The 25523-nt window shown below is 38.4% G+C and carries 19 protein-coding genes; 10 read left to right on the top strand and 9 right to left on the bottom strand.

All coding sequences use genetic code 11. The features are described 5' to 3' along the window. Window positions 1-365: 365 nt before the first annotated feature. The 8 genes from ispE to ACFSR6_RS15345 all read left to right on the top strand — a co-directional run bounded on the left by ispE (window position 366) and on the right by ACFSR6_RS15345 (window position 8313). Window positions 366-1169 (top strand): 4-(cytidine 5'-diphospho)-2-C-methyl-D-erythritol kinase, encoded by an 804-nt coding sequence (gene ispE, locus ACFSR6_RS15380; RefSeq protein ID WP_379080386.1) that lies wholly within the window; start codon window positions 366-368, stop codon window positions 1167-1169. Between the two features lie 227 nt (window positions 1170-1396). After that, window positions 1397-1816, top strand: coding sequence for an OsmC family protein (locus tag ACFSR6_RS15375; protein ID WP_379080384.1), 420 nt, complete (start codon window positions 1397-1399; stop codon window positions 1814-1816). Between the two features lie 83 nt (window positions 1817-1899). Beyond that, window positions 1900-3066, top strand: coding sequence for a trans-sulfuration enzyme family protein (locus ACFSR6_RS15370; RefSeq protein WP_379080382.1), 1167 nt, complete (start codon window positions 1900-1902; stop codon window positions 3064-3066). Between the two features lie 89 nt (window positions 3067-3155). Next, window positions 3156-3920, top strand: coding sequence for a hypothetical protein (locus ACFSR6_RS15365; protein WP_379080380.1), 765 nt, complete (start codon window positions 3156-3158; stop codon window positions 3918-3920). 174 nt (window positions 3921-4094) lie between these two features. Continuing rightward, entirely contained in the window at window positions 4095-6344 is a 2250-nt protein-coding gene (locus ACFSR6_RS15360; protein WP_379080379.1) for a family 20 glycosylhydrolase, read from the top strand. A 38-nt stretch (window positions 6345-6382) separates the two neighbouring features. After that, window positions 6383-7072 carry a DNA alkylation repair protein gene (locus ACFSR6_RS15355; RefSeq protein ID WP_379080377.1) on the top strand — a complete coding sequence of 230 codons (690 nt, stop codon included), beginning with the start codon at window positions 6383-6385 and terminating at the stop codon, window positions 7070-7072. Window positions 7073-7231: 159 nt separating this feature from the next. Continuing rightward, window positions 7232-7954 (top strand): pirin family protein, encoded by a 723-nt coding sequence (locus ACFSR6_RS15350; RefSeq protein ID WP_379080375.1) that lies wholly within the window; start codon window positions 7232-7234, stop codon window positions 7952-7954. 59 nt (window positions 7955-8013) lie between these two features. Beyond that, the gene (locus ACFSR6_RS15345; RefSeq protein WP_183759607.1) at window positions 8014-8313 is read left to right on the top strand and encodes a hypothetical protein; all 300 of its coding nucleotides are present in this window, start codon (window positions 8014-8016) and stop codon (window positions 8311-8313) included. Between the two features lie 229 nt (window positions 8314-8542). On the opposite strand, the gene ACFSR6_RS15340 is transcribed toward ACFSR6_RS15345, so the two are convergent. The 5 genes from ACFSR6_RS15340 to tgt form a co-directional block, all read right to left on the bottom strand. After that, a complete protein-coding gene (locus tag ACFSR6_RS15340) occupies window positions 8543-8824 on the bottom strand; it encodes a lipopolysaccharide assembly protein LapA domain-containing protein (protein ID WP_379080373.1) in 282 nt (93 codons plus the stop codon). A gap of 3 nt (window positions 8825-8827) precedes the next feature. Then, complete coding sequence (locus ACFSR6_RS15335) at window positions 8828-11632, bottom strand: TolB family protein (protein WP_379080371.1); 2805 nt, start codon at window positions 11630-11632, stop codon at window positions 8828-8830. A gap of 1963 nt (window positions 11633-13595) precedes the next feature. After that, a complete protein-coding gene (locus tag ACFSR6_RS15330) occupies window positions 13596-14474 on the bottom strand; it encodes a DMT family transporter (RefSeq protein ID WP_379080369.1) in 879 nt (292 codons plus the stop codon). Between the two features lie 2 nt (window positions 14475-14476). Continuing rightward, entirely contained in the window at window positions 14477-15580 is a 1104-nt protein-coding gene (locus tag ACFSR6_RS15325) for an LptF/LptG family permease (protein WP_379080367.1), read from the bottom strand. A 1-nt stretch (window position 15581) separates the two neighbouring features. Beyond that, entirely contained in the window at window positions 15582-16712 is a 1131-nt protein-coding gene (gene tgt / locus ACFSR6_RS15320) for a tRNA guanosine(34) transglycosylase Tgt (protein WP_379080365.1), read from the bottom strand. Window positions 16713-16755: 43 nt separating this feature from the next. Between tgt and ACFSR6_RS15315 the strand changes: the two genes are divergently transcribed. Together ACFSR6_RS15315 and rsmG are read left to right on the top strand one after the other, a co-directional pair. Beyond that, window positions 16756-17973 (top strand): glycosyltransferase, encoded by a 1218-nt coding sequence (locus ACFSR6_RS15315; RefSeq protein ID WP_379080363.1) that lies wholly within the window; start codon window positions 16756-16758, stop codon window positions 17971-17973. A 25-nt stretch (window positions 17974-17998) separates the two neighbouring features. Further along, a complete protein-coding gene (gene rsmG / locus ACFSR6_RS15310) occupies window positions 17999-18634 on the top strand; it encodes a 16S rRNA (guanine(527)-N(7))-methyltransferase RsmG (protein WP_379080361.1) in 636 nt (211 codons plus the stop codon). Here rsmG and ACFSR6_RS15305 read toward each other — a convergent pair whose 3' ends face one another. The 4 genes from ACFSR6_RS15305 to smc all read right to left on the bottom strand — a co-directional run bounded on the left by ACFSR6_RS15305 (window position 18635) and on the right by smc (window position 25468). After that, window positions 18635-20035 carry a M56 family metallopeptidase gene (locus ACFSR6_RS15305; RefSeq protein WP_379080359.1) on the bottom strand — a complete coding sequence of 467 codons (1401 nt, stop codon included), beginning with the start codon at window positions 20033-20035 and terminating at the stop codon, window positions 18635-18637. Continuing rightward, window positions 20035-20406, bottom strand: coding sequence for a BlaI/MecI/CopY family transcriptional regulator (locus ACFSR6_RS15300; protein ID WP_379080357.1), 372 nt, complete (start codon window positions 20404-20406; stop codon window positions 20035-20037). The genes ACFSR6_RS15305 and ACFSR6_RS15300 overlap by 1 nt, the downstream gene beginning before the upstream one ends. 177 nt (window positions 20407-20583) lie before the next feature. After that, complete coding sequence (locus ACFSR6_RS15295) at window positions 20584-21558, bottom strand: M28 family peptidase (protein ID WP_379080355.1); 975 nt, start codon at window positions 21556-21558, stop codon at window positions 20584-20586. 370 nt (window positions 21559-21928) lie between these two features. Next, window positions 21929-25468, bottom strand: a complete 3540-nt coding sequence (gene smc / locus ACFSR6_RS15290; RefSeq protein ID WP_379080353.1) for a chromosome segregation protein SMC — start codon at window positions 25466-25468, stop codon at window positions 21929-21931. Window positions 25469-25523 lie beyond the last annotated feature (55 nt).

Below are 25523 nucleotides of genomic sequence, written 5' to 3'. Positions count from 1 at the left end.
CACGGATTGAAATTTTATGTTTTCAGTGGCTTAAATATTAATAGAAGCAGCAACAGGCCCCTTAACCCCGGGTTGAGCAGCTACCCTGCAGCGAGGAGGTAGGACGAAGCGAAGCGTAAAAGCGGAACACGGGAACAAAGTAAATGATGAACTATCACAATTGCGCTCCAAAAAGAAGACTGACTATATAAAAATGAAAATAAGTACAGCATGGTGAAAAACAATTATCCATTGATTGTTTTCTGTATCATGAACCCCAAACTTACAATTCAAAACTCATGACTTGTTTGTATGTTTGCAAAATGAGCCGCTACTGGTTTTGACACCACGGACTCAGGACTTAAGACCCACAACTCAGGACTAACATGCTATCTTTTCCCAATGCAAAAATAAACCTAGGTTTAAATATCACCGAAAAACGTGCTGATGGCTATCATAACCTCGAAACCGTTTTCTATCCGGTCGATATTAAAGACTCGGTTGAAATTACCGATGCGGCGGTAACCTCGTGTAAAATACATGGCATCGATATTCCCGGCGATCCTAACGATAACCTGTGCTTCAAAGCCTATCAGCTCCTGAAAAAGGATTATGATATTCCTGCCCAGCAGATCAATCTACTGAAAAACATTCCTGTTGGTGCAGGTCTGGGCGGAGGATCAGCAGATTGTGCCTTTCTGATCAAACTGTTAAATGAAAAATTTAGCCTGGGGTTATCTGTTGGTAAAATGGAGGATTATGCCCGTCAGCTCGGTGCCGACTGTGCTTTCTTTATTGAAAACAAACCTGTTTATGCATATAATAAAGGAGATGAATTCGAAAAATACGAAGTAGATTTGTCATCCTGGTTTAAAGTTTTGGTAAAACCGCCCGTACACGTCAGTACTGCCGATGCTTATGCGCATGTAAAACCTCAAAAACCTTTGCAATCGTTAAAAGAAATCATACATTTGCATCCAACAACATGGAAATATAAGGTTATAAACGATTTCGAATTATCCGTTTTCGCTAAATATCCCCAAATTCGTCAAATAAAAACCAGTTTATACGATGCAGGCGCAACATTCGCTTTGATGAGTGGCAGCGGCTCTTCTGTTTTTGCAATTTTCGACCATCCGGTTAAATTGCCAGAACTGGAAAAAAACAACTTAATATTTTATGGTATTTAAGCTGGGCGCATGGCGTGTAGCGTTTGAATAGTAAATAAGGTTGAAAGGTTGAAGGTTGGAAGGTTTTTGGGCGCTTAATATGCCTTGTACCTCAGATCTAACATCTTGATACCAGTAGAAATAAATTTAAGTAGAGGTGAATGGTAGAGGGTGTAAGATGTAAGATTTAAAGAAGACTTAAGTCTCATACCTAACATCTCCTATCTCAGGTCTCAATACGATACAACATGAACATAAATCTAATCCGCAAGAGCGGTAAATTTAATTTTGAAGCAGAAAACGAAAACGGTTTTACAGTAGAGCTGGATGCAAAAGCTGCAATAGGTGGCCAGGGGAAAGGTTTCAGGCCAATGGAAATGCTGCTGGTAGGCCTGGGTGGTTGCAGTGGAATTGATATGGTAAATGTGTTAACCAAACAAAAGGAGCCGCTTGATGATATTAAAATTGCGATAAAAGCAACACGTAAGGACGAAGAAATGCCCCCGATTTTTGATGTAATCGATATTCATTTCGACCTTTTTGGCGATTTAAGCGTTAACAAGGTTGAGCGTGCATTACAAATGACTTTCGATAAATATTGCTCGGTATCGAATATTTTAGGCCGGTCGGCAACCATTAATTTTACTTACAATATCAATAAGGTTTAGGGTGGAGTCTTCAAGGTTTAGGGATAGAATCCCAAATCTCATGTCTCACATCACAAATCTCAATACTCATATCTTACATTATAATGAAATCTGAAAATTTTGAAACCATAGCTATACGCACTCAAACCGAACGCAGCTTACACAAGGAGCATTCATCACCGATCTACCTTACTTCGAGTTATAAGTTTGAAGATGCGGAAGAAATGCGTGCTTTATTTGCGAACGAAAAAGAAGGGAATGTTTATAGCCGTTATTCAAATCCTAATACCTCAGAGTTTATCGATAAAATGTGCCTTTTAGAAGGTGCTGAAGATGGTTTTGCAACCGCAACAGGTATGGCAGCCATTTTTACCACTTTTGGTGCTTTCTTGAAAAATGGCGATCACCTGGTATCCAGTAGATCAGTTTTTGGTTCAACACACCAATTATTAACCAATGTTTTTTCAAACTGGGGCGTAACTTTCGATTATGCGGATTTGGATAAACCTCAGGACTGGGAAGCACTGATTAAACCAAACACTAAAATGATTTTTGTTGAAACCCCATCAAATCCGGGCATCGATATCATCGACCTGGAATTTTTGGGCGATCTGGCTAAAAAACACAATTTATTGCTGGTGGTTGATAACTGTTTTGCTACACCTTACCTGCAACAGCCAATTAAATATGGTGCGCACATTTCTATCCACTCCGCCACCAAGTATATCGATGGGCAGGGCCGTGTATTAGGTGGCATTATTTTAGGCACAAAAGAGCTAATTGCAGAAGTGGTAGGTTTCGCCCGTCATAGTGGGCCGGCTTTATCGCCTTTTAATGCCTGGATTTTATCTAAAAGCTTAGAAACGTTGGCCATTCGTATGGACCGTCATTGCGAAAATGCTTTAAAAGTTGCCGAATATTTAGAAAAACATCCTAAAATCAAACTGGTGAAATATCCGTTTTTGCCGTCACATCCGCAGTACGAAATCGCTAAAAAACAAATGAAACAGGGTGGAGGTATTGTAACCATTGTAGTTCATGGCGGTATAGATGCGGCCCGCAAGTTTATGGATGGCTTGAAAATGTTTTCGATCTCTGCCAACCTGGCCGATACACGTTCAATTGCAACACACCCGGCTACCAGTACACATAGTAAACTTACCGAAGAACAACGTAACGAAGTGGGTATTGAGCAGGGTTCCATCCGTTTATCAATCGGTTTAGAGCATATTAACGATATTTTGGCCGATATTGAGCAGGCTTTGGATTAACCTTTAAAACGGATAAAATTTAAATATTAAAAAAATATTTATTCGCCCCTTTTGGGTATTAACAGGGTATTTTAATTTGAAATAACTCGATGAGAAACTTTTTTTTATTGTTATTGAGTGCGGTTTTGTTTTCTTGCCATCAAAATGATAAAGATTATCCGGCTTCTGAGAAAAAAACAGGACTGGATTTGGAGAAAATTGATTTTAAAGAAAAACCACTTGAATTTTTAAAATCCAAAATAGATTCAAATGTAAATTATGATTCCGATTACGTGAAAAAGGGTTATTCAATGCCTTTCGACTACCCGGTTGGGTATAAGTTGGACGCCTGGAATGGCAAAGATTCCTATTATGGCAAGGCATACTACAGCAAAGTTATAGACAGCATTGCTTATTATAGGAATATATACTTCAATCGGATCGCTTTTTTAACACGTAATAATAAAACTGTAGCGATTTTAGCCGATGCAGAACTAAAATCTGATACGGTTTACAATGAGTTTGTTAAACAGTTGGAGAAACAATTTGGCAAGCCAGCTTTTAGTCCACAAACTACTGAAGACGTTTTTTACGAATGGTCTGCCAAAGATAGGCGTATACAAATCAATTATTCTAAAGGGTTTTCAATGGAGGTAATATCTGGAAAGAAAACAGACCTTAAGCAAATATTTAATATGCAGATGCTTATTTTTAACAGAGCCGAGGCAGCAAAAATTGATAGCATACAACAGAAAAATTATGCTAAAACAAAGGAATATAAAGTGATGCAGGGCGATTTCAAATTGTACAAAAATGATCCTCAAACGAATATCATTTTAATAGATAGCATTCTTAATGAAAAATTTAAGCAATAACCTTCCGTCCTTTAAACAGGATTGATCATTAAAAGCGGGATATTTAAGTATGTCCCGCTTTTTTATTGCGCAATTTTGGCGGGCTATTGAATTTGACAACCGATAAATGTAATTTCGGGCTGTTAGATAATCTTTGCAAAAAATACTTGGTTATCTGATCAAAACACATCCGTAATGAAAATCAATAATTTCAGCTTAGTGCTTGGCTTAGCCTTTTTCTTGATTGTTAAATCTACTTTTGCACAATTAAGTATCGTTCCTCAACCCCAATCCCTCAAACTGTTGTCGGGTACCTTTATTTTCTCTGCCAGCACCACCATTTCAGCAAACACTGATGGTATTTTTTCAATTGCCATTCAGGAGCTCAACCTGCTTAAAAAAGATAGGTTGAAGGGGACTCCAAATAAAATTTCGTTTATTAAGCGTACGGATTTAAAGCCAGAAGCCTATAGCTTGCGTATTGATCCTACTCAGATTACCATAGCTGCAAATGATCAGTCAGGTGCTTTTTGGGCTGTCGAAACCCTTAAACAATTGGCTGCCACTAATGCCTTTAAAACCAAAAACACCTGGATTTTGCCAGCATCGGAAATTAATGATCGTCCTAAATTTTCATGGAGGGGCGTTCATTTGGATGTTTCCCGCCATTTTTTCGATATCGATTACCTTCATCGTTTTATCGATCGGCTTGCCTTTTACAAGTTTAATAAATTTCATTGGCACCTTACCGACGATCAGGGATGGCGGATTGAAATTAAGAAATACCCTGAGTTAACGGCAAAAGGGGCATGGAGAAAATTAAATAATCAGGATTCTGCATGCTTAAAACTGGCAATTACCAATCCAGATTACAATATTCCGGAGAAACATTTCAAAATGATCGATGGAGAAAAAATGTATGGCGGGTTTTATACGCAGGAGCAAATTAAAGAACTGGTATCATATGCAGCCGGTAAAGGGATTGAAATTATCCCTGAGATCGATATGCCCGGCCACATGCAAGCTGCAACCAGGCTTTTTCCGTGGCTAACTTCCACAGGATCGGTACAAAAAGAAAAAAACTTTACCGATCCGATCTGTCCATGTAAAGAAACCACTTTTGAGTTTGCTGAAAACATTTTTAAGGAAATTGCGCAACTGTTTCCATCAAAATATATCCATTTGGGGGCAGATGAGGTTGAAAAAAGCAGCTGGAAGAATATTCCTGAATGTGAGGCCTTAATGAAGCGCGAAAACCTAAAAAATATTGATGAAATACAGAGCTATTTTGTAAAACGGATGGAAAAATATTTCCATAGCCTGGGCAAAGAACTGATTGGCTGGGATGAAATTCTGGATGGTGGTATTTCTCCAACCGCTACTTTAATGTATTGGCGTACCTGGGTGCCAACAGCCCCTAAACACGCAGCAGAAAAAGGTAACCCGATCATTATGACCCCGGGCGAATATTGCTATTTTGATGCACAGCAAGATGGCCATTCGCTTCAAAAGGTGTATAGCTTCAATCCGGTTGGTTTCGGGCTCAATGAAAGTGAGCAGCAATACGTTTTAGGCGGACAGGCTAATATCTGGACGGAGTACATTCCTTCAGAACAACGATTGGAATATATGCTTTTCCCGCGCATGTTAGCCATGAGCGAAGTTTTATGGGGGCATCAACAGGATTTTGAAACCTTTAGCCGGAAAATGGATCGGCAGTTTGCTGTTTTAGATGCCATGCGCATCAATTACCGTTTTACCGACCTCAAAGGCTTTGCCGAAAATAATGTTTTTCTGAAATCGGCATATCTTCACATTGAAGCACCAAAAAATGCTGTTGTGCATTATACTACTGATGGAAGTGTACCCAAAATTAGTGCCCCAAAATATACCAAACCGATCTATATTGATAAAACCCAAACCATAAGGGCCGTTATATTTGGAGCTAATGGCAGAATGGGCGATGTTTTTACAGCAAATTATGTGCAAACAGGTTATGTTGATGCGGTATCGCTTAAAAATCCAAAACCGGGCTTAAACTTTAGCTATTATCCTAAGTTTTATAAAGCGGTAAACTTGATTTCGGAGGCCGATAAAACTAAAACCGCAACTACTGCAGCGATCGAAATTCCGGTTGAAGATAAAGCAGGGAGTTTTGCCACCCGCCATCAGGGTTATTTCTATGCTGCAGAAGATGGTATTTATTCGTTTTTTCTTCGTTCGGATGATGGTAGTGTATTGAAAATACAAAACAAAACCCTGGTCGATAATGATGGAATGCACTTTGCAATTGAAAAATCAGCTCAGATCGCGCTTAAAAAAGGCTATCATCCGTTCGAGTTGTTGTTCCTTGAAGGTGGGGGTGGTTATACCCTGCAACTGGAGTATAGTGTGGGAACATCGAAACGTAAGGCAGTTTCTGCAAGTGATTTCGTTGTAGAATAACTGGGGTTAAAGCATACGTTAATTTCTGACAAATGGCCATGAATGATCTAGAATTTATTCTTTCTGAACTAAAAGCCATAAGTGAGCCTGGTTATTTAAATAAAATGGCTCATTTTGGGATCGATATTTCCAAAGCTTACGGTATCCGGGTGCCGCACATTCGCAAGCTTGGCAAGCAGATCGGTAAAAACCAGGAGCTCTCCCTGTTGCTCTGGGAAACAGGTTTTCACGAAGCACGCTTGCTGGCTGCTTTTATCGGCGATTATAAACAGGTTACAGAAGCGCAAATAAGCGCATGGACAAACGATTTCAGCTCATGGGATATATGTGGCCAGGCCTGCGGAAATCTTTTCGTTAAAACGCCTTATTTTAAGCCGAAGGTTTTGGAGTTTACACAGGCTGAACCTGAATTTGTAAAGCGGACCGGTTTTGTGCTCATGGCCGAAGCCGCTGTTCATCTCAAAAAAGAAACGAACGAAACTTTTCTGTCTTTTTTGCCTATTATTGAGCGCGAAGCTTACGACAGCCGCAATTTTGTGAAAAAAGCGATTAACTGGGCACTCAGGCAGATCGGTAAACGCAATGCCTTTCTGCATGGCCATGCCATTGAAACGGCTAACAATATTCTTGCTCAAAAGAATAAAAAGGCCAATTGGGTGGCTTTAGATGCATTAAGGGAACTGAATAGCAATGCGGTACTGGCTAAAATCAGTAAAGATAAAGCTTAAAGGACCCAAATAGTACTCTAAACGCTAACTGCTTACTTATTAGTCCTTTCCGATAACGATTTTCACTTAACGCTCTCCACTCAATCACTTCTTATCCTACATCAATGCCGGACTGGCAAATGCGCAGTAAATTTGTGTCATAAACAAGAAAGGAAATTTATGTCACAGTTCATTTTGCACAAAGAGAACACCCGCGGCCATGCTAACCATGGTTGGTTAAATGCACACCATTCATTCAGTTTTGCTAATTATTACAATCCGGAAAGGATGCACTTTGGGGTTTTAAGGGTTTTAAATGATGACTTGATTGATGGTGGTATGGGTTTTGGTACCCACCCACACGATAATATGGAAATTATTACCATTCCATTGGCTGGGGCAATCGCACATAAAGATAGTATGGGCAACTCGGCGGTCATTAAAAATGGGGAAATCCAGGTAATGAGTGCCGGAACAGGGGTTAGCCACAGTGAATTTAACGCAAATGCCGATGAGCAGTTAAATTTATTACAGATATGGTTGTTCCCTAACAAGAAAAACGTTACTCCACGCTATGATCAGCAAACGTTGGATATTGCTGCCCGCCACAACAACTTCCAACAGATCTTATCGCCAAATGCAGACGATGCAGGTGTTTGGATCCATCAGGATGCCTGGTTTTCGCTGGGTAATTTTGATGAAGGCTTCGAAACTGAGTATAAAATCAAAAAAGCCGGTAACGGTGTGTATGCTTTCGTAATCAATGGAGAAGTAACCATTAACGGACAAGTGTTGGGCAAAAGAGATGCATTGGGAATTTGGGATATCGATAGCATCAGCTTTAAAGCCAATACCGCTGGGGCGGAAGTTTTATTGATGGATGTTCCCATGGAATTGAATTAAAAACAATTAACCAAACCTCGCAGGTTTTAAACCTGCGAGGTTTATTTATGTAAGGAATTATGCAAACTACCATACTTTATATCGGAAGAGATACTGAAATTACCACAGTAATGAGCCGCCTGTTAAATGCCAGGCCAGAATGGAAAGGGATCTGCGTATGTACGGATGATGAGGCCATTGCCATTTGCAATGAACAACACCTTGACCTGGTTCTGCTTGGAAACGGAATTGATGCCGAATGTGAAAAAGCATTAAGAGCAAAACTGACCGGAATTAGGCCTGGCCTGAAAATCATCCAGCATTACGGTGGGGGAAGTGGCTTATTGTATGGGGAAATCATGACCGCGCTTAATCACTAAAAAAAATATCCTTTATTCGGATAATGATCTGTTAGATAAAAACCAATGTGATTGAAAGAAAGTTTAAGAAGATCATTATCCTAAGTTGCCGTCATCTCGAGCGAAGTGCAACAAAGCCGAGAGATCTATCAAAACAGATCTCTCCGTTTCACTGTGTTCCAGTCGAGATGACGATCTGTCTATGGATGATCAAAGCACTGGAATCTAATAATCCTGTTCAATCCTGGCACTAGCTGATGTAATCCCTATCCTCATCACTCAACTCCTTTTTGCTGCCGGTAGTTTGCGCTTTCCGCTCAATATCGTCGTCATAACTACTCACCGTTTTTCTTGGCCGGCCTACAACAAAGCCAATAATGAAACCGATGATGATGCAGACGCCGATAACCAAAAGTTTGGATACAGGAACCGTTGCAACCAAAAAATCAAAATCTACAGGGTCGGTGTTTACCATTAAAAAAATGGTTAGTAATGCCGTAAGGATAATAATCGAAGTTGTTTTTGCACTCATGGTTTAAAAGCTGTAATTAAATGAAAACTCTAATATCGGATTTTGATTGTAAATCTGGTTGACAAAAACCAATCTTGCCCCTAAATCTACAACAGGCTGGTACCTTAAAAGGTTTACACTGGTGTTTAATTCTACACCATAAGTTTTAGGATCGTTAAAGGTTGTACCCTTGCCGATGTTCTCATAATGGCAAAATAAGCCTGCTCTGAAATTCCTCACGTAAGCCAGCGGACCCAGCTCCCAATCGGGAAAGGCAAATGGAAAACGATAATTAAAAAGCAGGGTGTTCTGCAGCTTGTTTTTTGCTAAAATATTGTTGTACCCATACACAGTTGCAATCTCCGTTGCATACTGGTTTACCCCGCTTGCTTTTTGATAATTAAAGCTTGCCAGGAAGGAATGATTTTTTGCAAAGCCAGGGAAGTATAGGAAACTTTCGAGTGCTAAAATTTCTCCTTTTAAATTCTTGTCGAAAGGTTGGTGGTTGTAAGTAGCCCTTAACACCTGTGCCCACCTGGGGGCAATGTCTCTTTCGGTGGTGCGTACACTGTGGTTGAAAGTGAAATTGTATTCCATCGGGAATTTAAGCTCTCTGATAAAACCCGTCGGCATGTTTTCCGGCATGTATCTTTGCGTATAACTGGTTGCTGTATTCAGCGTAAAAGAATAGTTCTCGTTACGGGCGTTGAACGATAAAGGAAGAGATGCATTAAGCTTGATATAGTTCTCTCTCCAATCGCCTTGCTGTACCACATTTTTAGCCCGGTAGAACGTTCTTTTCGGACGATTGCGATACAAAACACTAAACACAGGGTAAAGCGCCTTATAGCTAATATCTGCCGTGTATTCAAAGCGCTTTAAATCGCGGTGATATTTTGCTCCAGAATAAAAGTCCATAGTATTAAGCAGGTTGTTCGATTGAAGCTCCAAACCAAAAACATATTCATTATCAATTACCGGGATAATGCTATGAACGCTGAAAAGATTTAGCGCCTGATGATAGCGCTTAGGTTGGTAGGTGCTATCGGGTATGTTGTCGAAAACATTCCCGACATTTTCCTGCTTTTGTGCTGCTACCGAAAAATCCACAAAGTTATTTTCACCTATCGGTTTTTCTGTAAAGGTAGTTTCGGCAATTTCGTAACCGTTAATTTTATAGTCGTTAAAAATGATTTTTCCATCACCGGTTTCGGTTGGATTAAAGGCTCCATATTTAGATGCACTAAGTGCTGTTATTTTTTTTGAAACCGGATCAATTGCATAAATATTATCGATGCCATTGAAATGCGCATTGAATACAATTTTATCGTTAATAAAAACCGGACGACTGAGCTGTTGCCGGCTGTTCGAAATCAATGCCGATTTTTTTTCTCCGTCCATCAGCCACAAACTTTTTCCTTTTTCTGTTACGCCGATGTAAGCAATTTGGTTTCCACTCTTGTTGAAGGCTGGTGTTTGCAGGATTTCATTTGCTGGATTCGGATAGGTCTTTAAAATTCTGCCAGAGGCTGCATCAATTTCTACCAGGTTGAACTGGTTATCGAGTTCAACTTTGGCTGCAATAATTTTCCTGCCATCATTGGAAAGGCTTGGAGAGAAGAGCCTGCTTTTACTGCTGAGTTTGTTGAATTTTTTTGTCTTTAAATTGTACGAACAGATTACACTATAACTCCGTTGTTTATATCTCGGATCGTAGCGGATTTCGTCCCAAACCAGGAGGTTGTTTTTCAGGCTGAACCAGGGTTGTTCCTGGTAACCGATTCCAAATAATTTTTGTTCCGTTTTATCTTCATTGATCAGTACGAAATACCGGGCATCTGTCTTACTTTCTTTGAGCGCTAAAATCTGGTCCTTATTAAGTCTTACTGGTAAAAAATAATTCGTTGCTAATGATGTTTTCTGGTTTAAACTTTCATAGTTTTCAGGAGTAGATTTTTCTTCCTGTATTTTCCATTTTTCGGCAAGTTTATTTTGGGTAGCTAAAAAATATTGCCGGGTGTTTTCTCCTGTATATTTTTTTAGGCTTTTCGAAAAAGGGTATGGTCTCACGGGTTTCTTTCTGATGTCGCCAAGTAAGCTATCGGAAATGAACTGACCATATTTTTCCTTCATGTCGGCTACCATCAAATATCCGGTTTGGTAGTAACCAGGTGTAACGTCTTTGTTCGAGCCAAAATAGGCTTTACTGTAGGTGAATTTTTTACCTTCCAAAATCGAAGCCCGGTAAGGCATGATCCAGTTCGGCTGCCGGCCACGGCCCGAATACGTGAGTGCTGTTTCGTTCACTACGGCATCACCTTCGAAAAACCAGATCGGGATGCCCGCCCCAAAATAGGCAAAGTAAACCAGCTCAGGAAAAGGGTGAGCTTGTGTTCCTGTCAATTTGTCAAACTGTGCAATGTGCCTGAGTTCATGTACAGCGAGGTTATTCAGCCAATCCTGACTGTCGAAAAATTGTGGTGGGGTGGCATAGAACTCAGACTTCTTTGGTCCAAGCTGAACAAAGCCATTTGCAACCGTTCCGCGGTTCTGTAACAGGAGTGGGATAGTGGTTTTTTGTTGTCTCAAACCCAGCCCGATCTTAGGATAGATGAAGGGTAGGGTATTGGCCATTCTCTGGGCTTCTTTCTCCAGTTCTGCAGGATAGATGATTTTAAAGCCTCCTGATGAAATGTAGTTCCATTTTACACTAAGTGGGTTTTGTGCAGTGCTGAAAATCTGCCCAAAACATGATGGTGAAATAAAACTTGAAGTAATTATACTTAAATAGCTGATAATTAGTTTTTTGTTTTGTTTTTTTAAATTCATCTAAAATCTTTGCTAAAATATTTAGTTTTTTAAATTTTGTAAGTGTTTTTAAAAGTGAATTTTTAATTTACATTTAATGTGTTAAGTTGTTGATTTGTTGGTATTAATAGATATTATGTAAATTTGTTAATTATTGATTTTTTCGTGTATGTATGCCTGTTTTTGCAACGAATTAAAGCACTTTTTTAAATTTTTTATCTGCTTAGATTTATTAACTTAATTTACACTTATTAATCGATTTTTACTGAAAATTTTTATGGCTTTTTAAATTTTTGTATGAATGGCTGAACAAGGTTTTAGTCCTGAAAATTAAAGCTTGTCCGCTCGATTTACGGTGCCGTTCGGCTTGATTTATATGAGTTGAAAAGTGCTCGGTATTTTAGGTTGGGGATGGAAAAATTCCTGCTGTAAGATTGATTTTTAAGTGGTCTGAAATTTGATTTTTAAAGCCCTTAACTTTGGGATTTTACGTTGCCTAATTTCTAAATTGATACAGGTTTTAAAATTCTGTTTTGCTTGTGAGGTGATTGCTTATGACAAAATGTCTTTTTTTTTGATCTTTAATTCATCCCGGTTTTTTCTTTATCCGACCCAAATTTTAACTTTCATGACAGGCGATTTCTAAATTTAGGAGTTTGGGGATGTTGAGTTGACGATTTAAAATTTGTTTTTTTACGGTCGGAATCAGGGTTTTAGCATCAAAATTCTTTTCTGAGTTTTAGACCAGGTACTCCATTTTGTATATTTTTTTAACGTTTTTAGTCCTTAAAAGACCAGATTTTTGCACTGATAATGCGATTTCCTTGCAATATTCCCGGGTGAATGAACTTTTGGGTAAATTTTATGAAAAATCAATTTTACATGAAAAATATGCCTTTAATATAGTTTAAATGACGTTTTTTGTGAATTTCATTGCTTGTTTTTCAATAAGTAAAATTAATAAGAATTTGATCTTTTTTATTTAGAAAGACACAGTTATGGGGCCATCGCAAGTTCATTTTTCAATGTTTTTTTTGAATTATTATGTGTTAAAATAGAAGCATTTTTTGACTTGGTAGCGTTCGTTTATGGTCAAGATTGAGACCTGTAATTTAAAATGTTTATAGGATATAATGCATTTCAGTTTATTTTTTACAGCAAGAATAAACTAAAAATAATGATCGTTTAAAAAGGAATATAGTTAAAAGATTTACTGAATTTTTTGCTCCGAATCACGTAAGTTTTTAAGTGGAATTATGCAATGTTTTATAGTGTTATCTTAGCTTGATTTTCTGTTGGTCTATTGCATTATCTGTATGATTTTTTACTTCGGTTTTGCTTGTTTTATTGTTGTTGTTTTTAACTCGTTTGTAAGCCTGTAATTGTGTTTTTATAGCATTGGTTTGTTGGTATTCTATGTCTCCTTTTTGATTAATATTTAAATGATTTTTTATTCTAAATTAACTCCTATTTTTGATTATTTCATCCCCTCTTTTTTAAAGTTAAAATTCGGTTTATGATGATTTTATTTTTGATTTTAAAATTGTGTTTTTGTATTGTTCGCAGCTTGTTTTTAAATTGTTGAAATGGTCTTAATCTGTTTAGGGTTTTAAGAGTAGCATGTTGACTGTTATTTATACCTGATGAACTTTCAATGTGGGCTAAATCATGAGTGAAAATTGAGATTTATTGGTTTTAATAAGCAAGTTTTTTATTGTGGTAAAGCTTAGTAATCCGGTAAATGAAGAATGGTTTTACAGTTGTTGGTATTGGCCGTTTTTTACAGAATGAGGAGGTCAGTTCATTAGAAGTATGGGAATTCTTTCTTGGCTAACTATCGCATATCTAAAGGCTCTTTAGGTGCTGCTAACGTAAGCTTAGGTCTATCGTCTGAACCGGGATTTTGATCAGTGTTAGGCTGGTTAACAGCTGATATTTATTGATTAAATTTTATTAAAAAACTACAGGCTCGTTTTGCCGATAACTACAGTTTGTTCTTTCTTTTTTTGTAGATAGGATACAGGAATATAGAGCCTAAAATAATGGTTGCACCGATATAGAAACCGCCAGTCATCTGTTCCTTGTTCTGGAAGAAAATGAAGGCGAGTAGAATGCCATAAACAGGTTCGAGGTTGGTAATTAAAGCTGTTCTGAAAGCAGACAATGTCCGCATAACAGCAACACCTGCAACGTAGGCAACCGATGTACAGAGCGTACCAAGGAGTGTTAAATAGAACCAGTTTTTTGCACTCAGATTAAAAGATGTATGCAGCAAAGTTCCATCATAAAGTCGGTATATGGTGATCCAGAAAAGCGCGCCAACCAGCTCATAAAAACCAATAATAGCAGGATCACTTTTTTGTACAAATGTCGAATTGATCGTTGAAAAAAGACTTGATGCTACTGCAGCCAATAATCCAAAAATGATTCCCAAAGTGTATTGGCCTTCAAATTTAAAGATCATGTAGATGCCTAAAATGATCAATAATCCGATCAGGATATCGCCCATTTGTATAGGTTGTTTTTTAATTAAAGGTTCTAAAATTGCAGTGAATAAAGTGAAAGAAGAAAGGCATACCAGCGTAACCGAAACGGTAGATACTTTGATGGCATGAAAGAAAAATATCCAGTGAATAGCTACAATTCCTCCAGTTAAAAAGAATTGAAAAAACTGTTTTTTACTGATCCTGATGTTCTTCCCGGTAATTAAAAACCAGGCAAAAAGTGTGGTGGCTGCAATGAGTACCCGGTACCAAACCATTGGTACGGCATCGATGGAAATTATTTTTCCGAGCACGCCGGTAAAGCCCCAAACAAATACGGTAAGATGAAGAATAAGCAGGTTTTTTTTGGTAGCTTCCATTACTATTTTGGTGCCTTCCTTAATAGATAAAAACCTAATAGTCCGAAGAAAAGCGTAGGCATAATAACAGCTGCAAATGGGGGTAATCCGCCTTTGGTAGAGAACATCTGTGTAAACTGATTAAACACGATATAAGCAAAGCTAATAAAGATCCCGATACCCAGCGATACACCGACCCCTCCGCGCACTTTACGTGATGATAGTGCAACACCGATAAGTGTTAATACAAAGGCAGAAAGAGGGTGGAGGTAACGCTTGTATTTTTCGAACTGAAGATCGTTCATTACGCCGGTTCCTCGTATTTTTTCCTTTTTGATCTTGTCTGAGAGTTCCTTTGTAGTTAAATTTTGCACCACATTATCGTAAGCCGAGAAATCGTCCGGTCGCATATCCAGGATGGTATCTTTTAACTTCCCGTTACCGTAAATCATGGTTTCTTTAAGGCCATCAATTTTACGGATGGAATAATTGGTTAATTGCCATTTACGCTTGAGCGAATCCCATTTAATATTCTCTGCAACAATTTTTTTGGTTAAAATATCGCCATTAAAATTATCAAGCGAAAAACGGTAGCCTGAATTTGTTTTATTGTCGAAGTTATCGATATAGATATAAGTTCTATCGTCCAGTTTCATGTGGATTTTAGATTTAGAAGAAGGGTCGTTGCGCTTTACATAAGTGTTTTCGAAACTATTTTTTAGGGTGTTGGTATAAGGAAGAATGTACAGGTTGGACAAGAGGTTGGCAGAGAAAATGATTGTAGCCGATACCAGGTAAGGGAACAAAAAACGGTTAAAACTAACGCCGCCACTTAAAATCGGAACAATTTCTGTCTGATCGGCCATCTTGGCCGTAAAGAAGATTACCGCAATAAAATTAATCAGTGGCGAAAGCATATTCACATAAAAAGGAATGGAACCGGCATAATATTTAGAGAGGATTCCCCAAAAACTCAGTCCGCTTTTCATAAAATCATCCATCTTTTCAGATAGGTCGAACACCACAATAATAATTACGAAAATAGCCAGGGTGTAGATAAATGTACCCAGGTATTTGCCGATAATGTATTGATCGATGATTTTTATCCTTCCTTTTAACAGATTCATTTTATAGCTTATTGCCTAATATTTTAACCATTTTGTTTTTCCACTCGTAAAATTCCCCACTAATAATCTTCTCTCTGGCTTGTTTTACCAACCAAAGATAGAAATGCAGGTTATGCAAGGTAGCAATTTGTGCGCCAAGCATTTCTTTGCTGTGTACCAAATGCCTTAAATAAGCCTTGCTGGTTACCTGGTCAGCATAGAGGTCGCTCTCGGCATCCAATGGCGAAAAATCGTTTTCCCATTTCTTATTCCTGATGTTGATGATCCCGTTTCTGGTAAAAAGCATGCCGTTTCTTGCATTTCTGGTAGGCATTACACAGTCGAACATATCCACACCTAATGCAATGTTTTCCAGGATATTGATCGGTGTACCCACTCCCATTAAATAACGCGGTTTTTCTGACGGTAATATATCGCAAACTACTTCTGTCATCGCGTACATCTCTTCTGCAGGCTCACCGACTGATAATCCACCAATGGCGTTGCCTTCACGACCCATACTGGCAATAAATTCTGCAGATTTAATTCGCAGATCTTTATATACTGAACCCTGTACGATAGGAAATAGCGTTTGGTCGAAACCATATTTGGGTTCTGTAGTATCAAAACGTTCACAGCAGCGTTTTAACCAACGGTGTGTCATTTTTATCGATTGCGCCGCATAGGTATAGTCGCAAGGGTAAGGCGTACATTCATCAAATGCCATAATGATATCTGCACCAATGGTGCGCTGGATATCCATGGCATATTCCGGGGTAAAAAGGTGTTTCGAGCCGTCAATATGGGAGTAGAAGGTAACACCTTCTTCCTTAATTTTACGGACTTTGCTTAAAGAATATACCTGGTAACCACCACTATCGGTTAAGATAGGACGGTCCCAGCCAATGAATTTATGTAATCCGCCAGCTTTTTCCAGGGTATCCAGGCCTGGCCTTAAATAAAGGTGGTAAGTATTGCCCAGAATGATTTTTGCGTCGATATCGTCTTTAAGTTCGCGCTGATGTACAGCCTTAACTGTTCCAGCAGTGCCAACAGGCATAAAAATAGGGGTTTGTATTTCGCCATGGGCTGTTGTTACCGTCCCGGCCCTGGCTTTTGATAATGGATCGTTAGCCTGTAAACTAAATTTCATAATGTGTTTTTTCTCGTCAAAAATCTGCCAAAAATAGCAAAAATTGAGGGCATTATTTTGTTTAATTTTTTATCCACATAAAAGTGTTTTACAGATTAAAAATGAGAAATTTGCGCCTGTTTATTTTACCATCGTGATATTAACCCCATTTGAAATTATCTTACTCTCGATATTGGCTTTTTGCCTTTTGGTTCAGCTCTATTATGTACTTTTTGTTCATTTGAAACTGGCAAGGGTTGCGATTGAGGAAGTGCCGTTATCGGCACGTAAGCCAATAAGTGTTATTGTATGTGCCCGGAATGAAATTGTAAATTTAGAGCAGTATCTTCCTTCTTTATTTAATCAGGATTACCCTGAATTTGAGGTGATTGTGGTTAACGATCGCTCATGGGATGGTACCGGCGAGTTTTTAGAGCAAATGGAAAAGAGGTATTCCAATCTAAAAGTGGTAAAGATTTTAGATAATGATAAGTTTATTGCGGGCAAAAAATTTGCGGTAACTATGGGCATAAAAGCGGCCAAATATGATTGGCTGGTTTTTACAGATGCCGATTGTACACCCGCTTCAGAACATTGGCTAATGGATATGCAGCAGCCAGCTAATGAAAATACGGAAATTGTATTGGGGTATTCTCCTTATCTGAAAAAAAGGAACCTTTTAAACGCATTGATCAGGTTTGAAACCTTTTTTACCGCAGTAAATTACCTGTCTTTTGCATTAAAAGGTATGCCATATATGGGGGTTGGGCGTAATATGGCTTACAAAAAATCGCTATTTTTTAAGAATAAGGGCTTCGCAGCACACATGCACATCCCATCTGGTGACGACGATTTATTTGTAAATGCACATGCAACTAAATACAATACTGAAATCCGTTTACATCGCGACAGCCATGTTTGGAGCGAACCCAATAGAACCTGGCGAGGTTATCTAAGACAGAAAAAGAGGCATTTTGGGGCGGGTAAACTTTATAAACCCAAACATAAGTTTATTTTGAGCCTTCAGATTGTATTTCAGTTTTTGTTTTACGGCTTTTTTGCTGCCTGTATGTTTTTTAGCCCCGAAACACGATATATAGCCTTAAGTATACTGGCATTAAGCGTTATCATCAGGTGTTTTATTTATCCAAAGCTGTTGAAACGATTAAACTATGGCGATTTGCGTTGGTGGTTCCCGATTTTAGATATACTTTTGTTTGTATTTTTAACGCTGAACGGATTTTTAGCCCTATTTGGTAAGAAAAAAGTAACCTGGAAATAATCAATAATACTTTAGAAAGTACAATATGCCTGATGTAAAGCCCGATATCATTTTAAAATATTTTCCCAATTTGAGTGAAAAACAGATTGCCCAGTTTTCGCAGCTGTTCGAATTATATAGCTTTTGGAATGCCCAGATCAATGTAATTTCCAGAAAAGATATTGAAGAGTTGTATGAGCGCCACGTGTTACATTCGTTGGGGATAGCGAAGGTATGTACTTTTAAAGCCGGCGAATCTGTTTTGGATGTTGGTACAGGTGGCGGTTTTCCTGGTATTCCCTTAGCCATTTTATTTCCTGATACGCAATTTTACCTGGTTGATTCTATCGGAAAAAAGATTAAAGTGGTAAAAGAAGTGGCCTCGGCATTAGGTTTGAAGAATTTAAGGGCCGATCATTTAAGGGCCGAACAGGTTAAAGAAAAATTTAATTTCGTGGTTTCGAGGGCAGTTACCCGCTTAGGTGAGTTTTATCCCTGGATACAAGGTAAATTTAAAAAAGAATCGGTTAACGCAATTCCGAATGGGATCCTGTATTTAAAAGGTGGCGATTTGGCTGAAGAAATCAAAGAATCTAAACTGAAAGCAGAATTATATCCGCTTTCAGCTTATTTTGAGGAAGACTTCTTCGAAACAAAGTATGTGGTTTACGTACCACAGTAGTTATTGTTTTTTGCTGGGCTGACCCACCACTATAACTTCTTCGATCTTTGTCCCTTTTACCTTTTTAACCGGAATTGTACTTTTATTGACTGTACTTTGGTAGCCAACAACAGTTACCGGTTTTAACTCCTTTTGTTCTGATGGTGAGGTGCTTGTAACAGACTGTGCCTTATTATTATCATTGATTACGACAACACCGGTAATCGTTTCGCTTCCATTTCCGCTTTTGGCTGCTTTTGGCTCAACCGGTGGCGGTGGTGGTGGTGCCGGCATGTCCTTTTTATCTTTTTTTACGATAGGAAGAGGGAAACGAACTTCATTAACTTTCGGTTGACCAGGTTTTTTTGATTTTAAAGGGCCAGGTGCCGGCGGTGGCGGTAATTTTTTATGATCAGCAATGATAAGTGGTTCATTTATCGTGATTTCTTTAACTTTTTTAGATTTTGTTTGGCCTGATTCTTTAAGGGGTGACGGCTGTAAGCTCTTTTTGCCCGCTTTTTTCTTGGTGGTGTCTTGAAAAACGATGGCTAAATTTTCCTTTTTTTGTCCAAATTGGATGGTGCCGTAATCTTTTGTAAATGCCATCGTAGACAGGCATAGCATCAATCCGGTTAGCGGAAGGATAAACAACAATTTGAGCCTGGCCCATTTTGCCGATTTTTTTTGATTTAACATACTTATTCTATTTTTTAATAATGACGAATTAAAAAAATGATTGGTCAGGCTAACTTTCTGATTACCATATGAGTTTTGGATCAGGAATATGGCATACTCGTATTTGGCAATATCTTTATTGGTAGTTACCTCGTCTGCCAGGTATTCATGAATCAGCTTAATATCGTTTTTAATGAGATAGGTTATTGGATTAAACCAGCTTGAAATCTGGATTAGTTCGAATAACAGAATATCTAAGCTGTGTTTTTGTCTGATATGGACCATTTCATGTTTTAAAATGGTTGTTTTTTGATCAAGTTCGGGATCAATAAACAGGAAATTGAAAAATGAAAATGCCATTTTGGAGTTTTCGATCTCGATTAAGATGATGCCATTCTCTTTAGTCTTTTTGGCTTTGCTTATGATACTTTGAAGGTTGCGTAATCCAAGGCAAATTTTTAAAATTAAAACCAGCGAGATAGTGGCATACAATAATAACAAGCCATTTTCAAGGGTAAAAAGTGAAGGTGTTTCCGGAGTGCCGGTAAACGTAGCATAACTGATAACTACTTCTTTTTTTAGAAAGCCCAGTTGAAAAAATGGGAGTGCAAAGGCCAGTATTGAACTGAAAATGAGGTAATACCTGTTTAAACCATAAAAAGTATCATGGTGCAGGAACAATCTGTAAAATCCGTAAAATATGACGAGATACAGATTGGCTTCGAGTAAGTAATATAACCAGTTCATCACTTGTTGTTTTTAAGTTTTTCGGCCAATTGGATAATTTCATCAAGCTCTTTGGTACTCATGCTTTTTTCATTTACCAGAAATGAAACCAGGCTTTCGTACGAGTTTTCGAAATAATTGTTCATCACTTTATTTAAAGCAAAGCGTTTATAATCAGTTTCTTTTATAATCGGGAAGTAGATGTAGGTATTACCAATGGCTTTATGATCGACAAAGCCTTTGGTTTCTAAAACCCTGATTACGGTAGAAACCGTGTTATAAGCCGGTTTGGGCTCGTTCATTTTCTCAATTACGTCTTTTACCAGCGCTTCGCCCATTTCCCAAAGGATGAGCATGATCTGTTCTTCTGCTTTTGTGAGTTCTTTTATCATTTCAACTATTTTTATAGTTTGGTTAAATGAAGTTAATACTATAAAAATAGTTTTCAAACTATTTTTATAGTATTTATTATAAATATTTGATAATCAGATTATTAATTTAATATAAAAAATATCAGAGCATAAAAAAACCTGCCCGATAGGGCAGGTTTTTTTATATCAATCAGTTTGTTAAAATCTTTCTGATTTTCTTGGATTGTCCATCATGATCATTTTATCCTTCAACAACTGTTGTAAGCCGGTTTGTGTATCGATACTTTTTACCACATCTAATACAGTATTTGCTGCATTGCTGAAAAATTGCTTGGTGATGGTCGAATATTCGTCGGTAGGTTTGTGATAATCTTTATGATCTTCTACACCAAAATATAAGAATGGAATATTTTTAGCATTAAATGCGCCCTGGTCGCTTTGATTTGTCCAGTCGTCGTGACCAAGTTTGGGATCGTCGTGACCGAAAAGTACTTTGATATTGGTTTTAGTGGTATCTACATATTTCTTTAAGTCGGGATATTTGAAAGTTCCGCATACATAAAGTTCGCCTTTATCGCTATGGCTAATCATATCCATATTCAGGTTAATGGCAATAGTATTAACCGGTACCGGAGGATTGGCTACAAAAGCTTTTGCGCCCTGCAGGCCCAATTCCTCTGCATCAAATGCAGCAAAAATGATAGTGTTATTTGGTTTATGTTTGGCAAAGTAAGCTGCAATTTTTAATAATCCGGCCGTACCCGAAGCATTATCATCGGCACCATTAAAAACCTCATCTTTAATTACCCCTAAATGGTCGTAATGCGCCGAAACTACAATTGCATTGTTACCTTTTCCGGGAATGTAGCCAATAATGTTGGTGCCATTTACTTTAGTGCTGTTCCTACTATTAAAAGTGAACTCCTGGGCATAGTTGACATGCTGCGGATAAGATTTTAAACCCAGTTTCTGAAAACGTGCAATGATATAGGCCCTGGCCATTTCTGCACCTTTGGTACCTGTTTTTCTACCCTGATAAGCATCTGAAGACAGTACTTCGATATCTTTAAGTAATTGGTTGTCAAGTTTTTCACTGCTGCTTGTGCCTTGGTTCTTTACTGATGAACAGCAGCTTAGCATCATGGCTAAGGGAAGGATATATAGGATTCTCATGATTATTTTGTCATAATTAGGTCGTCATCCTGCTACGACAGCTATCGGTACAGATTTCCCGACTGCGTTGCACTTTGCTCGAAATGACGATTAAACGTTTAAAATTTTCTAAAGATATTAATTATTAGGATATAGAACTGCAAACGCTGTTTTTTGTACTGTATTGCATTGCTAAACCTGATGGAAACGGCAGCCCGAGCTTTTCGCGAGGCTATAGTGTACAGCAGGACTGAAGGCCGACAAAAGCTGTTGCTTTCATTTTCAAATTAAAAAAAATGCTAATAAAAGATTGCTTTGTCTAAAATTGAGGTGTGCTATTGTAACCCCTTAGGCCTCACAGGTTTTTAAAACCTGCAGGGTCTGGAATATGCTATGCCGCTACTTCTCTTAAATCGACGGCCACAACCCTCGAAACGCCTTGCTCTACCATGGTTACACCATAAATAATATCGGTACTGGCAATGGTCCGTTTATTATGCGATACAATAATAAACTGCGATTGATCAGAGAATTTACGGATAATATTGTTGAATTTATCGATGTTGGTATCATCCAGTGGCGCATCAACCTCGTCGAAAATACAGAAAGGCGCAGGTTTTAACAGATAAAGTGAAAATAACAGGGCTGTAGCTGTTAATGTTTTTTCACCACCCGATAGTTGATTGATGGATAATGGTCTTTTACCCTTCGGACGGGCCACTATGTCGATATCAGCCTCTAAAGGATTGTTGATATCTGATAAAATCAGGTCGCAGCTATCTTCTTCATTAAATAAAGAGCGGAATACCACTATAAAGTGCTCGCGGGCCTGGGTAAAAGCCTGCATAAATTTCTCTTTTGCGGTGTCGTCTATTTCTTTAATGGTCTGTAAAAGATCAGTTTTTGCTGCATTGAGATCTTTTTTCTGACTCTGGATGAAAGTATAACGCTCTTCCATTTCTTTAAAGGCCTCCATAGCCATCGAGTTGATGGCACCAAACTCATCCAGCTGGCGCTTCATTTTTTCTACTTTTTGGCGCAGTTCGAACTCGCTTTCCAGCACTTCAATTTCATTCTCGGTTTCTAAGAGGTCATTAATATCAATGTTAAATTCGACAGCCAAACGCTCTTTTAATGCATTTAAGTCGATTTTTAAAGCATTTTTTTTATCCTTGATCTCGGTTAATAGAAAATCTGTTTCTTCACGGTTTTTACGGATATTGGTCAAGTCGTTTTCAACCTCGTTTATACTTCCCTTGCTTGTAAAATAAGCTTGTTCGGCTTCAGCAAGCCCTTTCTCCATTTCCTCACGTTGTTGATACATCTCTAAGAGCGTATCATCATTCAGGTCGGTATGTTGTAATGTTGCGGTAATCTGGACTAAAGCTTCCTGTAACTCTTTGTCGTTTTGGGCAATACGTTTGTTCAACGCTTCTTCCTGTACAAAACGGTAGTCTAAATCTTTTTCCAGACCTGATAATTTATTCTGTTGTTGGTGGAAACGGATATTGTCCTGGTTGTATTTACCCGCGCTTTCATTTACCTGGTCGGCAATTTCCTGATAATTAAGCTGTTGCTCCTGTAAATTAATATGTGCTTCCTGTTGGTCTTTTTGCAGTTGAACAAGGGCCGGCAATTTTTCTGATAAAGCTTTTTCTATTGATACGATCTTCTGGGCAATGTCAGTTTTGCGGTTTTCGCTGGTGGTGATAAACTCCTGGTATTGATCGCGACGGGTCTGCACTGAAATGTGTTCGTTGTTTAAACGGTTCATTTCCTGCTGTAAAGCATTGATCTGATTGATTTTTGAAGCCTCTTTTAGGGCGAATATATTGTCTGTTTCAGCTTTTATGGCTGCATTATATTGATTAATCAGTGATTCTGAAGCTTTAATTTCTTTGGCCAGGTTTTCTAAATTCTTGGCACGACCAATTCTTTTACCCTCAAACAAACCCACTGAACCACCCGATAAGGTGAATTTGGTCTGTGCATATTTTCCATTTTTGGCTAAAATGGTTAAACTATCGGTTGGCGTTTCCTTGAACAGGTTTTCCTGCTCGGTTACGGCGATATATACATTTTGTAAAAGCAGGTTGCAGAGGTGCTGGTATTTTTTGTCGACCTCAATAACCGATAAAGCAGAAATCAGGCCTTCATGGGTACCAATAACCGGGTTTTTATCAGGAACATTTTCCAAAATAAAGAAATTCGCTCTTCCCCGGCTCGCATCAGTTAAAAGATTAATGGCCTGAACGGCATCGGCATATTTTTCAACAACGTAGTGGTTCATTACCGGTTCGAGGTAATTTTCTATGGCAATCCGGTAATCCTCATTACAGAACAAGATATCTGAAAGGAGTAGGGCACTTTTCGCAAAAGCATTATTTTTCTTTAAAAAACAGATTGATTCCGGAAAGCCCTCCAGGCTGTCTACCAGCGATTTAGTCAGGTTATATTCGTTCTGCTTGGCGTCTTTTTTACGGTTTTCGGCCGTTAGTTTTTCCTTGTTCGAACTTAGGTTTACTTCTGAATCGGCCAATTTTTCCTTTAAGATTTCTTCGGCTTCAGTCAGGTTTTTAATATGGGCCTGTTTTTCCCTAACCTGTATATCTAACTCAGCTAGGGCATGATCAAATGCTTTTAATTCTAAAGTCTTGGTTTCGGTATCATCAACATTCCGGTTGCTTTCCTGTACGAGGGCATCTTTTTGGATATTGAGGATATCTATTTCCTTTTGAGACTGATACACGTTGTTCTGCAGTTCATTAACTGATCTGATCAGGTTATCGATCCTGTTTTTTTCAGTCTGCTGCTGTTCGCGTAAAGTATCAAGCGTTGATTTTAGCTGTTTTAAGTCAGAATCCAGTCGGTTAAATACCTCTGTTTCAGTTACTACTTCCTCGTTTAAGCGCTTGATATTGTATTTTATGTGGTTAATCTGGTTCTTATCTTTTTCGAGTTCGCCGGATAAACGTGTTTCTTTTTCCTGTAAAAAGCGCATCTGTTCGTTCTTTACTTTTTTCTCGCTCTCGTAGGCGCGGATTTTGGAAATAAACTCGTTTGTAGCTTTTTGTTGTACCGAAAGGTTTTTCTCCTGACTGATGCTCGCCAGCTTAAGTTTTTGCAGTTCGACTTCGCCGGTATCAATTTTGGCACTAAGTTCGGTGCGGTTAATTTGCTGATTTTGCTCCTGTGTTTCCAGGGCATTTAAATCAGTACGGAAGAAAGCAATACGATGGGTAGCCAATTGCACGCTCAATTCGCGGTACTGCTCCTTTAATTTATAATAGCGTTCGGCTTTACGCGCCTGGTTTTCTAATGTTTTAAGGTTCTTTTCAATTTCGAAAAGTAAATCTTCAACACGTTCTAAATCGGCTTCGGTATCTTTTAATTTATTGAAAGTCTGTCTTTTACGTAGCTTGTACTTCGAAATTCCGGAGGCTTCCTCGAACAGGGAACGGCGGCTGTGTTCTTTATTGGTAATGATCTCATCGACCATTTTGAGTTCGATGATCGAATAACTATCCGATCCGATCCCGGTATCCAAAAATAGGTCGGTAATGTCTTTTAACCTGCACTGAACATCATTTAAACGGTATTCACTATCGCCGTTTCTATAAAGTTTACGGGTTACGGTTACCTGTGAGTACGCGGTAGGAAGAATGTTCTTGGTATTGTCAAAGCTTAGCGAAACTTCGGCAAGTTGTGCCTGTTTACGGTTTTTTGTTCCATTGAAAATAATGTTCTCCATTTTTTCAGAACGTAAGGCTTTGGTACTCTGCTCGCCCAAAACCCAGCGCATGGCATCGATAACGTTTGATTTTCCACAACCATTAGGGCCAACAATAGCGGTAACCCCCTCATTAAAATTGATGGTCACTTTATCGCCAAAGCTCTTAAAACCTTTAATTTCTAACCTGGTAAGTTGCATGGTTTATAATCGGGAGAACCGACCTCAATATTAAGGATAATTTTGTGTTTTTTCA

Source organism: Pedobacter vanadiisoli, from assembly GCF_042684385.1.
Taxonomy (GTDB): domain Bacteria; phylum Bacteroidota; class Bacteroidia; order Sphingobacteriales; family Sphingobacteriaceae; genus Pedobacter; species Pedobacter vanadiisoli.
This window is presented reverse-complemented; position numbering and strand designations above follow the sequence as displayed.